Below are 14,512 nucleotides of genomic sequence, written 5' to 3' on the forward strand. Positions count from 1 at the left end.
TACTCTCTACTTACCAGCGAAAGCGGAAAGGAGTGCGAGGAGTTATTGTGACGCCACGATTGCTCTCGACAATCGGGGGAATGCGGATAGCAATTCCTCCCCCGCGTAAACGCAGGGGGTCTCCTTGCTATGTTTTTATGAGCAACTATGCCTTGCGGCCGCTTAACTATCGTGAGCCTCTAAGAACCGCAAGAAAACCTGAGGCGGCCTTCTGTCCTGTAAAACGGCGCGCACCCGGCCGTCTGGGCTTATCACAACATAGGTCGGCAGGGTTGCAACACCGGCAAGCTTCTGAAGCAGTTGGGCGTTCTGATGGTCTTCCGGCCTATCCCGATCCGTGTAAAGCTCCACCAGCACAAACTTCTTCAGTTCGGCGGCCACCTCTGGGCGGGGAAACACATTCTGCTCCATATCCCTACAGTTGGTGCAGTTGACGCCGGTGAAGTTGATGAACACGGGGCGGTTTTCCTGTTTGGCGAGGGCCAGCGCCTCGGCGTAGCTATGCAGCCAGGTTAGCCCCCCGCTCGCCGTTTCCGCCTGACCCGGATAGGGATCGGGAGGTAAAAAGGCCGCAAGCGTCCCCAGTGGGGCGTGGTTGATTCCGGCGTAGAGGTAAACACAGGCCACCAGGGTGAGCAAACCAAAGCCGCGCCGAACCTTACCCACCGTGGCGGTGGTATCGTGGGGGAGAAGTAACCACCCCATCAGATAGCAGCCGGCAATCAGCGCGATGGCCGCCCAAATCGCCAAGAAAACGGGACGGGTAAGCCATCCCAAACTCCATACGAGGTCGGCATTCGATAGAAACTTCACGGCGGCAGCCAACTCCACAAAGCCCAAATAGGCTTTTACGGTGGTAAGCCACGAGCCGGAATGGGGCAGCCGGGCAACGTACTGCGGGAAGAGCGCCAGCAGAAAGAAAGGCAGAGCGAAGGCCACGCTAAACCCCAACATCCCTATAATGGGATAGAACAGGTCGCCCTCTGCGGCGGCGGCCAACAATGTGCCCACAAAAGCCACCGTACAGGTGAACGTGGTAAGCGTGAAGGTAAGCCCCATGAAAAACGGCCCTAACACCCCCGTTTTTTGTGTGCCAACAGCAAAACGGTTGGCCAAACCTGCCGGCAATGCGATCTCAAACCCACCCATGAGATTGATGCCAAGCACAATGAACAGAACGGCTAAAGCGAGGTTTACAAAAGGATTGTTGGCGATGGCGCGAATGCCTGTGGCCTTAAAAAGCACCGCCGCTGCAATTCCCAACAACGTAAACGTTGCCACAATGCCAAAACAGTAGGCCAGGGCGTCTCGAATGCCCTCTCGTGCATTCCGTTGACGCCGTTTGGAGAAGAAGCTTACGGTAATGGGCACCATGGGGAAAACGCAAGGGGTAAGCAGCGCCAAGAACCCGGCCCCTATCGAAAGGAGCAGAAAGCTCAACAGACCTCGATGCTCCGCTAAAGCGATAGAGCGGCGGGTGGAATCGCTGATCGGCTGCGACGTGGCCGCCTGCCCCGTCGTATTCGCCGATGAAGAGGTGCCTATTGCAGCGCCTGCCGGTTGCGGCGGCACTGCAGTGATCGGTTGTAGATGGTCGGGACGTGGTGGGCCTGCGGCCACGTTAAAGCGGAGAGGAACCGACACGGTGGTGGGGATGAGACAGTTCCTATCGGTGCAGAGCTGATAGTGCACGGTGACGACGGCCTTCTGTGCCCCCGCTATTCCCGAACGCAGCTTCACCGGTATGCCGAAAGCAACCGCCCCTTCATACTCCTGGTCGTTCATGTGAAACCCGGGGTCAAAAACCGAACGGTAGGGAGGTTGCACCGCCTTGCCCACAAAAGCGAACGGGCCTCCGGCAGGCACCGTAATGGTCGTTCGCACCGGCCCCCCCTCCGGCTGCGTAAGCGAGTAGAGATGATAGCCCGGGTCTATTTTGGCGGTCAACACGATCTCAGCACCCTCGCCGGCCCTCGCATCCGGCGGAACAAGGGTCGCTTGAAAAGCGATATGCGCCGGCCCCCCAAGCTGCCCGAAGGCCGGCACGACAACGCTGATTAGAAGCCCAATAAAGGTTAACCTTCCCAAAAGGCGCCTCATTTTCGTCCCCTTCCTAGGCGTTCGGGCACCTTCAACGAGACTTTCGTCGCCCCTACCACGATCTTGGCTTTGGTTTGCAACTCCGTCGGCGGATAGCAGTTGCGTTCGTTACAGCCCTGATATCGCAGAACGATCGGCAGAAGGAACGTGCCGGGCCGGTCGGCCTTTAACCTGGCTTCAATGGTAATAGCGCCCTCATAGACCGGTATCTTCTGACCGGAAAACAGAATGGTCTTCGCCGGCGGATAGAGGATTTTCTCCACGTGGAGGCTCGGCGCCGTTTTAATTGTAAGAACGGTGGGGATGAAATTCGGTGCCGGCGGGTTGGCCTGAATATGATAGGGCGGAGCGATTATGACCTGAACCTTCAAGCGGAAGGTCTGGTGAACGGCTACGGTTTTAGGGGCTTGTATCGCCACCTTCACAAATCGCGGCTGAGCCAACTGGGCTTTGGCATGAAGGGCTATCCCTAAAACCAGCCAGATGATAATTCCAAAACGTGTTCGCATCTCTCCTCCATTTTCCAAAATTGCCGATCACTTCCCTTACGCCCATTGCCCGCATTCAGGTTCCAGTCAACTACCGCCGATCTTATGTAGGCGGCCGGCGCATAGCCTATCTATACAGAGTAGGAGCGGGGAACCCTGCCCTTATAAGGGTTTTTGTCAAGGCGCCTTGCTGTTGGGTGGTTGGGTTGAGCAACAAGCAAAGGGTTCTGTCCATGGGGGCAGTATACATAAGGAAGCGCCAGGAGGTTCCAATGGCAAAAGTGCCAGGAACGAAGTAGAATAGTCTCCATGTTCATAGACACGCACTGCCATCTCAACCATGAGAGACTTCGAGACGACCTCGCCGAATGTCTGGAACGGGCCATCGCAGCCGATGTGCGTAAGATGATCGTGGTAGGCTACGATGCGCCTAGCAGCGAGGAGGCGGTCAAGCTTAGCCTTGCCCATGCCGGCACCCTCTACGCCGCCATCGGCATCCATCCCCACGATGCGACCACATGGAATGACGCCATAGCCGCCCGATTCCGCGCGTTGGCCTGTACGGATGCAGTCGTCGCCATCGGAGAGATAGGCCTGGATTTCTACCGCGATCTCTCGCCACGCGAACAGCAGTATCGCGCCTTCCAGGCGCAACTGCAACTGGCCGAGGAGCTGAACTTGCCCGTCATCATCCACTGCCGAGAGGCCTACGAAGAGACCTTAGCCATCCTCGCCTCCCACCCTCTTCCCGGTGTCATGCATTGCTGGGGTGGCACGCCGGAACAGGCACGATGGGCCACAAGCTTGGGGCTTGCGCTCGGTTTCGGCGGCACACTCACCTTCCCATCGGCACACAACGTGCGCGATTCGGCCACTTGTGTCGCCCTAGAGCACCTCCTTTTAGAAACCGACGCCCCCTACCTCGCGCCTGTGCCCTATCGGGGCAAGCGCAACGAGCCGGCCTTTACGCGCCTTGTGGCCGAAAAGCTCGCAGCGTTACGCGGCCTCGATCTCGACCTGGTTGCCTCCATAACCACACAGAACGCCTATCGCCTCTTTCCAAAGTTAGCCTCCTCTCCTTAGCCCTTTTTGCCCACCGCTTTGAACCATTTGCAGGAGGCCGCTTTCAACGTATACTTAAGCATGAAGATAGTGACAATCTCGCGGTTCTAGAGGCTATGCAGCAGGCAAGCCTACCTTACTCGCCCCCTATCCCATCCTTTCCGTCCTCGCGGACAGCAACGTGGCGGCCAGAGAGATAGGTGATTAAAAGAATAAAACAGGCCACAGAGGTGCCCCTCTCCCCATTGGGGAGAGGGTTAGGGTGAGGGGCATGTAGGGGTAGCCTTTGAGGGAGGACGTTATTCTTGAAGAGCCGGTGAGATAAACACCTGTCATTTCGAGCCGAAGGCGAGAAATCTTGAGTTTCACTTCCCATCAGTTTTGAGGGCGATGGCGTCGGTTTTGAGGGAGTAGGGGCTGGAGAGACTGCCAATCTCACAGCTCTAGAGGATATTCAGCAGGCAAGCCTACCTTGTCCGCCCCCTATCCCGGCCTTTCCCCCTATCAGGGAGAAAGGGGGCTATTGTGGTTAGTTTTCGAAGGGAAGGTTATCATAAGGGACTGCCAATGAACTTACTGGTCTCTCCTCTCCCGAATCGGGGTAGGGGGAGGGCGTCGGCCTTGAGGGGCGGGGGGGTGGGGACTTGAAGAGCCGGCGATATGACTGTCATTTCGAGCCGAAGGCGAGAAATCTTGAATTTCAATTCCCATCAGCTCTGAGGGAAAGGGCGCAGTGCGCAGCCCCGTCGCCGATACCGATAGGAACGGTGCGTTGGATGCGTATAGGAGAGTATACACCAAAAACATCACCAAAGAAAGGAGGAGTAGACAAGGGGATAGATCGGTTTAGGCGGTTTTCCATCGCCTTAACAGGCGACGAGACAGTTCCCTATGTCGCCTAGTGATGACCGTACCCTTGTCTCAGTTTTTATGGAATCCGTTGTTATTGTAAGCGCGGTAAGAACACCTATTGGGAAAGCGGGCAAAGGTGCCCTCCGAGAGACGCGCCCCGACGATCTGGCTGCCATCGTGCTGGAGGCGGCCCTACGCAGGGCAGACATTGACCCTTACACGGTAGACGACGTTATTTTAGGTTGCGCCTCCCCAGAGGCCGAACAGGGTTTGAACGTCGCGCGTATTGCAGCGCTTCGCGCCGGCCTGCCTGAGCAGATACCGGGGTTGACCATCAATCGCTTCTGCGCCTCCGGGCTGGAGGCCATTGCCCTGGCAGCGGCCAAAATCGCCACCGGCCAGGCCGAAACGGTGATAGCCGGCGGCACCGAGTCGATGAGCCTCGTCCCCTTCATGGGCCCTTCTTTACGCCCCAACCCCGTACTGGCTCAAAAACGCCCCGACATCTACCTCGGTATGGGGCCTTCGGTGGAACAGCTGGCCAAAGAGTTGGCCATCACCCGTGAAGAGAGCGACCGGTTTGCACTGAGCAGCCATCAAAAGGCCATAGCGGCCCAGGATAAGGGGCTTTTTGATGCCGAGATCGAGCCGGTTCCCATCACCAACCAGGCGGGCGAGACCCTTCTTTTTACACGCGATGAAGGGCCTCGGCGCGACACCTCCCTCGAAGCCTTGGCGGCGCTAAAGCCGGCCTTTACCCCCGACGGCATCCTTACCGCCGGCAACAGCTCCCAACGCAGCGATGGCGCCGCCGCTTTGGTGCTTACCAGCGAAGCGCATGCCAACAAGCTGCACCTAAAGCCCCTCGGGCGCTTTGTTGGGTACACCACGGTGGCGGTAAGCCCCGTTCAGTTTGGCATCGCGCCCGCCTACGCCATCCCTAAACTGCTGCAAAGGCACGGCATCACTCTCGAGCAGATCGATCTTATCGAGTTCAACGAGGCGTTCGCCGCCCAGGTGTTGGCGGCCAACAAACTCTATCCGCTCCCCATGGAGCGCGTCAACGTGAACGGGGGCGCGGTTGCCCTAGGGCATCCCCTCGGTGCTACCGGTGCTCGTCAGACGGTAACGCTGCTCTACGAGGGGGCCCGGCGCAAGGCGCGCTATGGTCTGGTCACCATGTGCGCCGCGCTCGGTATGGGCGCCGCCGGACTTTTTGAGGTCTACGCCTAACCGTCAACTACCGCCCCTTGAACGAGGCGGCTTGTCCCTAACTCAAAGCGATCGCTTTCTGCCGAAACATGAGGGCGACTGACCGTTCGCCCTGTTCCCTCTCGCTTTGCTTCGAGGTGACAATATCTCTCACTTCAAGGCCGATACAGGGGTCCCCAGAAAATCGCAAGATTTTCTGGGGTAGGGCGCCCTTCCCCCTCCGAGCTTGTGGGCAGTGAAACTCAAGATTTCTCGCCTTCGGCTCGAAATGACAAGCGTCTATCTCACGAGAAATGACAGGCGTCTATCTCAACAGCTCTGCAAGGCCGACGCCCTTCCCCTCAAGGCCGACGCCCTTCCCCTCATTCGAGATGACATCAACTTCGCTTCGGGATGACATTGCCCGTCAGGGTTTCGATGGCGAGTGCCTTCGTCGCTCAAAGGCAAGGCGAACCGCTAACCCAGAGAGGAGTGCGGGGGCGCAAGGTTTTCAGACGGCAGGCAAGCGGATTGCAAGCGTTTCGGGTTCGGAGTCAGCGTGAACGCGCTTGCCTGCCTGATACGGTTCTGGTTTCTCCCGCTCGGCTAAAGCCGGACAGTCCCCGCGAGACGTTCTTTATAGTCTAGGGAACGTGCATCACGACCTTGCCGCGCGTGTGGCGCGTGGCCACCTGCGCCAGCGCCTCGCCGGCCTGCTCCAGGGCGTAGCGCTTGGCAATGATGGGGCGCAGCTTGCCATCGGCAATCAGCTCGTTGAGGTGCTGCAACTGCGCTCTATCCGGCCGTACCAGTACATACACATAGCGTACCCCTCGTCTCTCCGCCTCTTTGGCCACCTCGGGGTTGGCACTGCTGCCCACAATGGAGACCAGGCAACCGCCGGGCTTCAGCGTCTGCAAAGAGCGCATTAAGGTGTCTCCTCCCACCATATCGAACACCACATCCACCTCTTTGGCCACCTGCTCGAAGGGGATGCTGGTGTAGTCAATGGGGCTATCCACTCCCAGCTCCTTCAAGAAGGGGATATTGCCGGTGGAGGCCGTTCCGTAGACATAGGCCCCGTGCGCTTTGGCTAACTGAACGGCCATGGTTCCGACCCCTCCGGCCGCCGAGTGAATTAGTACCTTCTGGCCTGCTTTCAGCTGCGCGGCCTCAAACAGCGATTGCCAAGCCGTTAGCGCCACGATGGGCAGCGAGGCCGCCTCTTCAAACGTGAGGTTTTGTGGCTTTGGGGCCACAATGGCGGCCGGAACGGCCAGATACTCAGCAAAGGCGCCAAGCCGTTGTAAAGGCGAGTAGCTATAGACCTCATCGCCGGGCTTCACATCCTTCACATCGCTGCCCACCGCCTCCACCACGCCGGCAAAGTCGGCCCCAGGAATAAGAGGCAGTTTCAGGTTTAACCAGCTCTGCGCCGCTCCTGTGCAGATGTAGGTATCCACGGGGTTTACGCTCGTCGCCAGAACCCGCACCAGCACCTCATCCGCGGCGATTTGCGGCTTGGGCACCTCCTCATAGCGCAGTGTGGGTGGGTTCGTGAACGTTGGAACCACAATCGCTTTCATGCCATACACCTCCTTTGAGATGTGTTATGCCGTCAGAAAACCGGCCTCGCGCAACTCGTCCAGCAACGCCTGCTCTTGAGAGGGTGTAAGGTCTACCAAAGGCGGGCGCACGCTGAGTCGCGGCAACCCACGACGGGCCAAAACGCTTTTGCTGGTTGCCATGGGCGGGTAGCGATGCAGTATATCCAGCAGGGCGTCAATGCGCCTCTGAGCCGAGTCCAGCCCGGCCTCGTCGCCCCGTTCCCAAGCCGTTCTTGCAGCAACGATGACTTCGGGGAAGCAGTTTGCCGCACCCGAAATGCCGCCCGCCGACTTATGACGCAAAGAACGCGCCAACAGCCGGTCGCTCCCTGTAAAGATGCGCAGATGGGCGTAGCGCTCGATAAAATGGCGAGAGCTTTCCCAATCTCCGGTGCTGTCCTTTACCCCCGAAAGGTTCGGGTAGTCCGAGAGCAAGGCCATCAGTTCATCCGTAATGCGGACGGCCGAATATTGCGGAATGTTGTAGAGTAACAGAGGGATATCCACATGTTCGAGCAGCGGGCGAAAGTAGGCCGCAACGCCCTCATCGGTTGGATTTTTGAAGAAGAAGGGCGGCAACACCAAAACCGCATCGGCCCCTACCTCGGCAGCATGAAGGGTGAGATCGAGCGCGTCGGTCACCGCAGAGGCGCCGGTTCCGGCCACCACCAGCAGATCGCCACGGTGGGCCATCACGGCCTCAAGCAACTGCTTGCGCTCGGCAACCGAAAGCGAGGTGCCCTCGCCGTTCGTTCCCGCCACAATCACCCCATCTATGCCGGCCGCTCTCTGAAAATCGAGCAGCGCGGGCATATGTTCCAGCGCTAAGCGCCCGTCTGGATGAAAAGGCGTATTGATGGCGGTGAGGATTCCGCGCAGTTTTCCGGCTTGTGGGTGAGGCATAAACGTTATCTACTCCTAATTGAAGGTTTCGGTCGCTTGCGACCGTCGGCCGCGAGAGTGCGGCAGGGCGGAGGAGAAAAAGGAGCGCGGCTCCGTTTACAGAGCCAAAGCGGAGTCTCCACTAAGAAGATACGCATAGAAGCCTGCGGCTGCTTCAAACCTCCACCGGCAGATCGGAACGCGCTCCCCACTCGTTCCAGGAGCCATCGTAGTTCATCAGATGGGTATAGCCCAACATGGAGAGCGTGAACAACACGGTCGTTGCCGCCACGCCGCCATTGCAGTAGGCCACCACAGGCCGATCAGGTTGAAGGCGCAACTCCTCAATCAACCTTCGTAGCTCCTCGGTGGGGCGGTAACAGCCATCCGGCCCCACCAGGCGCTCCCTTGGAAGAGAGAGGGCACCCGGAATGCGGCCGGCTCGCGGGCCGCGACGTATTTTGCCTTCATACTGCCCCTCATCGCGTGCATCTATAATTTGCACGGAGGTACCTAGGCGCGCCTTTAACTCCTCTGCCGTTATGCGCCATTGGGGCTGTGGATTCGGAACGAAGTGCGTTGCAGGGTAAGTGGGACTTTCTGTGGAGATCGCCCGTCCCTCCCTCACCCATTTGTTCCACCCACCGTTCAGCACGCGCACCCTCTCATGCCCACAGTAGCGCAAGACCCACCACAATCGCGTGGCAAATTGGGAGGCCGGATGGTCGTCGTAGGCGATCACCAGGTGCTCATTACCGATGCCGGCCTCCCCGAAAACCTTGGCGAGCTTCTCGAAAGAGGCCACCTGCACCGGCACCGGATCGTCTTCGGCGATGATGTCCTTCGTCCAGTCCAAATAGATGGCGCCGGGGATGTGACCACGCTCATACTCATCGCGTGCTCCCAGATAGCGGGAGGTCTGCGCGCCATCCGGCTGCGTCTCCAGCGCCACCTTTCCCCGCATATCCACAACGCGCAGGGTGTCGTCTCCCATTGCTATCTGCTCGGCGAGCCATTCCGTTTCTACCAGATGTTGGTGACGCAGATCGTCCATCATTCCTACTCCTTGCCCTAGGCCTGCCCGCGAATGAGGGCCAAGACCTCATCACGTCGGCGCTCCATCTCCTCTTGGCTTTTCGCCTCCAGATTCAGGCGGATCACCGGGTCGTTGGCAGAAGGCCGCACGTTGAAGTGCCAATCGGGATACTCCACGGTAACGCCGTCGCGGAAATCGAGCTTGGCATCGGCATAGCGCTGCTTAATGCGCTCGAGCACGGCCTGCACATCGGGCACCGTGGAGTTGATCTCGCCGGAGATGTAGTACTCTCCCAGGCTCGCGATCAGCCGGCTCATGGTGGTTCCGCTTTCGCTCAGCATCTGGAGCACGGCCAGCATGGGGATGAACCCGTTGTCGGCATAGAAGTGATCGCGGAAGTAGTAGTGGCCGGAGACCTCCCCGCCGAACACGGCGTTGTGGGCCCGCATGGTGCGCTTGATGAAGGAGTGCCCCACGCGCTCGGAGACGGGCACACCGCCCATCTTTTTTACCCAGTCCGGCACCACCCACGAGGCCCGAATATCGTAGACGATGGTGGCACCCGGAAAGCGCTGCAGGAAGTGGCGGGCTACCAGCGCCGTAATAAAGTCGCCCGGTATCGGCTTGCCCGTCTCGTCCACAAAGAACACCCTATCGGCATCGCCATCCCATGCCACCCCCAGGTCGGCCCCCTGGCGTTTCACCTCCTGCGTCAAGGTCACAATGTTTTCCGGCTCGAAGGGGTTGGGGCCGTGGTTGGGGAAGTGGCCATCCGGTTCAAAGAACAGCTCCGTCACCGTAAGCTGAGGAATCCGCCGAAAAATCTCATGGGCCGGCAACCCGCCCACGCCGTTGCCGGCATCGGCCACGATACGCAAAGGGCGCACCTTCTCCGGGTCAATAAACTGCATAAGGTGGTCTACATACTCCGGCAGAATATCCTGTTCCTCGATGCGTCCCTCGCGTTCTGCCTGCGGAAACTGCCCTGCCAGCACCCTATCCCGCAGCTCCTCCATGCCCGATCCCATGCCGATCACCTGTGCGCCGCCGCGCACCATCTTCATCCCGTTCAGCTCTTTGGGGCTATGCGAGGCCGTTATCTCCACCCCAGGCAGGTTGTATTTGCCCGACACATAGTAGATGGTGTCGGTGGTGCACCGCCCCAGCAGCACCACATCCACCCCTTGTTTGGCAAACCCTTCGGCCAAAGCTTGTGCCCATGCCGGCCCCGAAAGGCGCGCATCGTAGCCGATATAGACTTTTGGGGCGCCGAACAGGCAGGCTAGACCGCGCCCTATCTGGGTTACCCCCTCCGTATCCAATGGGGCGAGAAAAGCGTTGGGGTCGCCCAGCATCGAATAGAATTCGCTCTGTTCATCTACCAGCTCGGGCACAAGCGCCCGTATATCGTAATTCCGAAACACTCTCGGATCGACGGCGGCCATAATCTCTCCTTCCGATACAAGCTGATTCTTGTTGGCGTGCCTTATATGCTACCGCAGTTCAAACCATTTTACAACCATGTTCCCCTCTTCTTCGCCAAGGCCGACACGCAGCATCTCTTCACGTGGTATTTTGTGACAAAGGTGCCCTTCCATGTCAGCCCCTCACCCTACCCTTTATGGCCGACGCCCTCCCCTCAGCGCCTTTTCCCTCAGAACTGATGGGAAGGGAAATTCAAGATTTCTCGCCTTCGGCTCGAAATGACAGGTGTTCATCTCGCCTACAGATCGAAATGACAGGCGTCTATTTCATCGGCTCTTCAAGGCCTACTCCTACAAGCCCCCACCCCTCCCCTCTCCCCAGTGGGGAGAGGGGAGACCAATTTATCGGCGGTCTTCTTTGATTTGCTTCTCTTCGGGAACTAACCGCGCGCGCCCCCTTTCTCCCTAGTAGGGGGAAAGGATGGGATAGGGGGCGGACAAGATAGGCTTGCTCCACGAATTGACTCTAGAACCGTAAGATTGTCAGCCCCACCCCCCGCCCCTCAAGGCTGATGCTCTCTCCCTCAGCGGCCAAAAAGGTTTACTCAATCGCCTATCTCTCTGGCCGCTGCTTTGCTGTCTGCTAAGACCGGTCACGACCTGCTTTCGGTAAGGCTCTGTTCCAACGACTTCGCCTGCCCCTTGCGCAGATGTGTCGGCATAAACGGGCGCTCGAAAACAAGATGGAAAAGGTAGGCTACCCCCACTATCATCGGTACACCAAATATTAAGAGTGACAGCCATCCCAAGGCCCGGCTACCTGGGTGCGATGATAAAGCAAAGAAAAGAGCGGCAACAAGTGGGTAGTGAACAAGATACAAACTATAAGAAAAACTTCCAAGTCCAACGAGAGGCCTCGAATCGAGGATGCGTAAGAATAGGTTTCTACGGTTTTGTTGTAATGACCTCACCATACCTGTAATAAAGCTCGCAGCAGCCATGCCTGTTAACAAATTGTGTGTATTGTGGAGGGCATCGGAAGGTTCGTAGGAGGAACCAAAAAGATGTGTACGTGCCTGGAGTCGCACGAAAAGAGCACCAAGTAAACATACTGCTGCAAAAGCATACCAAGGCATTCGCTGACAAAGGTTTTGATAAAACGGTTCCTGCCGAAAGTTGATTAAGGCAGCACTCATACCAAAGACAAAACAAACTACCAGCCACGGTGCCGTCCAGGAATAAATAGGCAAACGGCTTTGCAGTAGTCCATAGCTGAAAGCGATGCTAAGTCCCATGGGAGCTAGGATGCCCAAACGCCGCCATAACGGAAGGAATACGAACGGAAACAGGAAGTAGATTTGCCACTCCAATGCGACGCTCCACATGGGGGGATCAATGTTATACCCATGCGAGGTGAGATTGTGCAGCATGAGTAGATGCGTCAGAATACCCATTTTAGAGAAGAGAGGGAAAGCTGTATCCCAATCCGAGGGAAAAGGTGGATGTTGAAGCCAAGGAACAAGCGCAATAAGAACGAATGAAAGTATTAGGGCAGCGTAGTAAGGGGGAAGAATGCGCCGTGCCCTTCGTTTGAAGTAGTCCCAAACCCCTTTGGGCATATGGCCGTCTTGGGTTCGAGCCACCGGCAGCATAAGAACATAACCCGAAAGAACAATGAACACCACCACCGCCTGATGACCAAATGCAAAAACATGGGTGTAGAGCTTTATAAAAACATGCAAAAGTGCAGATGGGTTTGGAGAAGAGGGGGAAAACAGAGAGACATGATGGAAGACCACATAAAGGGCTGCTAACCCACGCAGGCCGTCGAGAAACTCCAGACGCAGACGAGGCGCTTCTTTAGCTGAAACCGGCTCCGGTTGTACTACGGCGCTTACAGTACTCATGATGGTATCCTCCACACCATGCTCTGCGATAAAATTAGGGCATGTAATTGAATGCAGACTTAGGATAGTGCATTATACATGAAAACCTCCCTTTTATCATCGGCAGGACAAAGAGTTTTTTGAGCCTCCATTTCCACGTTTTAACCCAAAGCTCCATTCTAACCTATCGGTGGCATCTGATAAGCCATACCCTCCCCCTCAGAGCCGGCAGAGGCTGAAACTTAAGATTTCTCGCCTTCGGCTCGAAATGACAGTCGTCTATCTCAACGGCTCTTCAAGACCTACCCCTGCAGCCCCTCACCCTAACCCTCTCCCCACTGGGGAGAGGGGAGACCAATTTATCGGCGGTCTTCTTTGATTTGCTTCTCTTCGGGAACTAACCGCGCGCCCCCTTTCTCCCTAGTAGGGGGAAAGGACGAGATAAGGGGGCGAGCAAGGTAGGCTTGTTTTGTAAACTACCTCTAGAACCGGGAGATTGGCAGTCTCTCCAGCCCCGCCCCCCAGCCCCCTCAAGGCCGACGCCCTCCCCCTCATCCGCGAGGACGGAAAGGACGGGATAGGGAGCGAGTAAGGCAGGCTTGCTCCACGAATTGCCTCTCGCACAGAGAGCCTGCAACCCCTCAACCCAAATTCTCGCAGCCCTACTAGGCCACCCCTGCCCCACCGAATGGAAGAACCTCAGTGCAGAAAGAGGAGAACCAGCAGGTTAAAAGGTGCAGGACCTTGCAGTAACAACCGCTTCCCTCTTTCTGCCTAGCAAAACCACAACTCAGAATTGGGGAAGCAAACGATGCTTTTGACATATCTCACCAAAACCAAACGGAACCGCCGCTCCCCTTCTCAACCCATCCGGCAGGCATGGCGAAACGGCATCGCCCTCTGCGCCGCAGTGGCCGGCTTGGGTGCGGCGACCCGACAAAGCAAGGCGATTACACTCCCGATAGAGGTCTTCGGAACCGCTTCAGGCGGAGCGAGCGTGCGCTTCTTCGCCCCTCCCTCCTCCGATAACACCCCCATCACCACCCTGGTCATGCGGGTGCATGGTGTGGAGTACCCAGGAGAGGCCAGCGTGCGTGTCAACAACGGAACGTGGATTCCGCTCGATAACCAACATGTTACCATCCTCGGCCCCGGCATTGCTGGCGATTTCGGCGGCATCGGCGGAAGCCCCATCTCCACCTTCGACCTCTCCATCCCACTGCCCGCAGACGACATTCCCAAAATAGGGGCGGTGAACCTCATCAGCTTCCGCTTCAATCAAACCAACGGCATCAACAGCGGGTGGCGTGTGTTAAACTTCAACTTCCGCCACGCCGATGGCAGCAACGTGCTGCCCGCCTCCATGTTTACCCAGGACGACCCCTCCACCTGGAAGCCACCGCTCAACGACCCCAACGATATCGCTGCCGGCCAAGCGCTTTGGCAAAACGCCACGTTGAAGCTGAATAGCCTTCCTGGTGCCCCGACCATTAAGGCGCACTGTGGGGACTGCCATGCCACCGACGGACGAGACCTCAAGTACTTCAACTACTCCAACACCTCCATCATCGTCCGCAGTATGTTCCACGGCCTCTCTTATAAAGAAGGGCAGCAGATCGCAAGCTATATCCGCTCCCTCCCTGCCTCCTACGGCAGCAAGTACGGTAGACCCTGGAACCCACCCTACCAACCGGGGCCGGGAATGGATGCCAGAGGCGCTCAGGAGTGGGCAGCAGGCGCCGGCATTGACGCCGTCCTCCCCAACGATGACGCCATGCTGCCTTACCTGTTCCCCAACGGCATCAACGCACAGGCTACCTCCGTTCATGGGTATTTGAACATGCGGGAACTGCCCATTGACATGCCCCTCCCCGACTGGAACCACTGGCTGCCTACCATGTCCCCCGTGGACGATACCGTCAACTTCTTTGCACCCCCTGACCCCAAAATCCCCTATGTCCTAAGCTGGTATCAGCGCTACCAA

At 57.7% G+C, this 14,512-nt stretch carries 10 protein-coding genes and 1 pseudogene; 4 read left to right on the forward strand and 7 right to left on the reverse strand.

Annotated features, from left to right (window positions below):
* Positions 1-162 precede the first annotated feature (162 nt).
* Both VKV29_RS13630 and VKV29_RS13635 read right to left on the reverse strand, forming a co-directional pair.
* A complete protein-coding gene (locus VKV29_RS13630; protein ID WP_324201864.1) occupies positions 163-2,100 on the reverse strand; it encodes a protein-disulfide reductase DsbD family protein in 1,938 nt (645 codons plus the stop codon).
* Complete coding sequence (locus VKV29_RS13635; RefSeq protein ID WP_324201865.1) at positions 2,097-2,609, reverse strand: protein-disulfide reductase DsbD domain-containing protein; 513 nt, start codon at positions 2,607-2,609, stop codon at positions 2,097-2,099. Before VKV29_RS13635 ends, VKV29_RS13630 begins: the two co-directional genes overlap by 4 nt.
* Positions 2,610-2,897: 288 nt before the next feature.
* On the opposite strand from VKV29_RS13635, the gene VKV29_RS13640 reads away from it, so the two are divergent.
* The 3 genes from VKV29_RS13640 to VKV29_RS13650 all read left to right on the forward strand — a co-directional run bounded on the left by VKV29_RS13640 (position 2,898) and on the right by VKV29_RS13650 (position 6,111).
* Positions 2,898-3,671: a TatD family hydrolase gene (locus VKV29_RS13640; RefSeq protein WP_324201866.1), complete on the forward strand. Its 774-nt coding sequence runs from the start codon at positions 2,898-2,900 to the stop codon at positions 3,669-3,671.
* A 909-nt stretch (positions 3,672-4,580) separates the two neighbouring features.
* Positions 4,581-5,735: a thiolase family protein gene (locus VKV29_RS13645; RefSeq protein ID WP_343217378.1), complete on the forward strand. Its 1,155-nt coding sequence runs from the start codon at positions 4,581-4,583 to the stop codon at positions 5,733-5,735.
* Positions 5,736-5,949: 214 nt separating this feature from the next.
* Entirely contained in the window at positions 5,950-6,111 is a 162-nt protein-coding gene (locus tag VKV29_RS13650) for a hypothetical protein (RefSeq protein ID WP_324201868.1), read from the forward strand.
* 226 nt (positions 6,112-6,337) lie between these two features.
* Here the strand turns inward: VKV29_RS13650 and VKV29_RS13655 are convergent, their stop codons facing one another.
* The 5 genes from VKV29_RS13655 to VKV29_RS13675 all read right to left on the reverse strand — a co-directional run bounded on the left by VKV29_RS13655 (position 6,338) and on the right by VKV29_RS13675 (position 12,549).
* Entirely contained in the window at positions 6,338-7,279 is a 942-nt protein-coding gene (locus VKV29_RS13655) for an NADP-dependent oxidoreductase (protein WP_324201869.1), read from the reverse strand.
* Between the two features lie 24 nt (positions 7,280-7,303).
* Positions 7,304-8,203, reverse strand: coding sequence for a dihydrodipicolinate synthase family protein (locus tag VKV29_RS13660; protein WP_324201870.1), 900 nt, complete (start codon positions 8,201-8,203; stop codon positions 7,304-7,306).
* Between the two features lie 154 nt (positions 8,204-8,357).
* On the reverse strand, positions 8,358-9,239 hold the full coding sequence (locus tag VKV29_RS13665; RefSeq protein ID WP_324201871.1) for a sulfurtransferase: 882 nt from the start codon (positions 9,237-9,239) through the stop codon (positions 8,358-8,360).
* Positions 9,240-9,253: 14 nt separating this feature from the next.
* Positions 9,254-10,663, reverse strand: a complete 1,410-nt coding sequence (manB, locus tag VKV29_RS13670; protein WP_324201872.1) for a phosphomannomutase/phosphoglucomutase — start codon at positions 10,661-10,663, stop codon at positions 9,254-9,256.
* Between the two features lie 632 nt (positions 10,664-11,295).
* Entirely contained in the window at positions 11,296-12,549 is a 1,254-nt protein-coding gene (locus VKV29_RS13675) for an acyltransferase (protein WP_324201873.1), read from the reverse strand.
* Between the two features lie 790 nt (positions 12,550-13,339).
* On the opposite strand from VKV29_RS13675, the pseudogene VKV29_RS13680 reads away from it, so the two are divergent.
* Positions 13,340-14,512: pseudogene (locus VKV29_RS13680) on the forward strand (hypothetical protein); the annotation flags it as partial.

This window comes from Chthonomonas sp. (genome assembly GCF_035294165.1).
Classification (GTDB): Bacteria; Armatimonadota; Chthonomonadetes; order Chthonomonadales; family Chthonomonadaceae; genus Chthonomonas.

What these genes read in the sequence shown, in the direction of transcription:
- VKV29_RS13655 (WP_324201869.1), bottom strand. Translation starts at nt 7,279, where the DNA reads ATGAAAGCGATTGTGGTTCCAACGTTCACGAACCCACCCACACTGCGC.
- VKV29_RS13665 (WP_324201871.1), bottom strand. Translation starts at nt 9,239, where the DNA reads ATGATGGACGATCTGCGTCACCAACATCTGGTAGAAACGGAATGGCTC.
- VKV29_RS13640 (WP_324201866.1), top strand. Translation starts at nt 2,898, where the DNA reads ATGTTCATAGACACGCACTGCCATCTCAACCATGAGAGACTTCGAGAC.
- VKV29_RS13630 (WP_324201864.1), bottom strand. Translation starts at nt 2,100, where the DNA reads ATGAGGCGCCTTTTGGGAAGGTTAACCTTTATTGGGCTTCTAATCAGC.
- manB (WP_324201872.1), bottom strand. Translation starts at nt 10,663, where the DNA reads ATGGCCGCCGTCGATCCGAGAGTGTTTCGGAATTACGATATACGGGCG.
- VKV29_RS13660 (WP_324201870.1), bottom strand. Translation starts at nt 8,203, where the DNA reads ATGCCTCACCCACAAGCCGGAAAACTGCGCGGAATCCTCACCGCCATC.
- VKV29_RS13645 (WP_343217378.1), top strand. Translation starts at nt 4,581, where the DNA reads ATGGAATCCGTTGTTATTGTAAGCGCGGTAAGAACACCTATTGGGAAA.
- VKV29_RS13675 (WP_324201873.1), bottom strand. Translation starts at nt 12,549, where the DNA reads ATGAGTACTGTAAGCGCCGTAGTACAACCGGAGCCGGTTTCAGCTAAA.
- VKV29_RS13635 (WP_324201865.1), bottom strand. Translation starts at nt 2,609, where the DNA reads ATGCGAACACGTTTTGGAATTATCATCTGGCTGGTTTTAGGGATAGCC.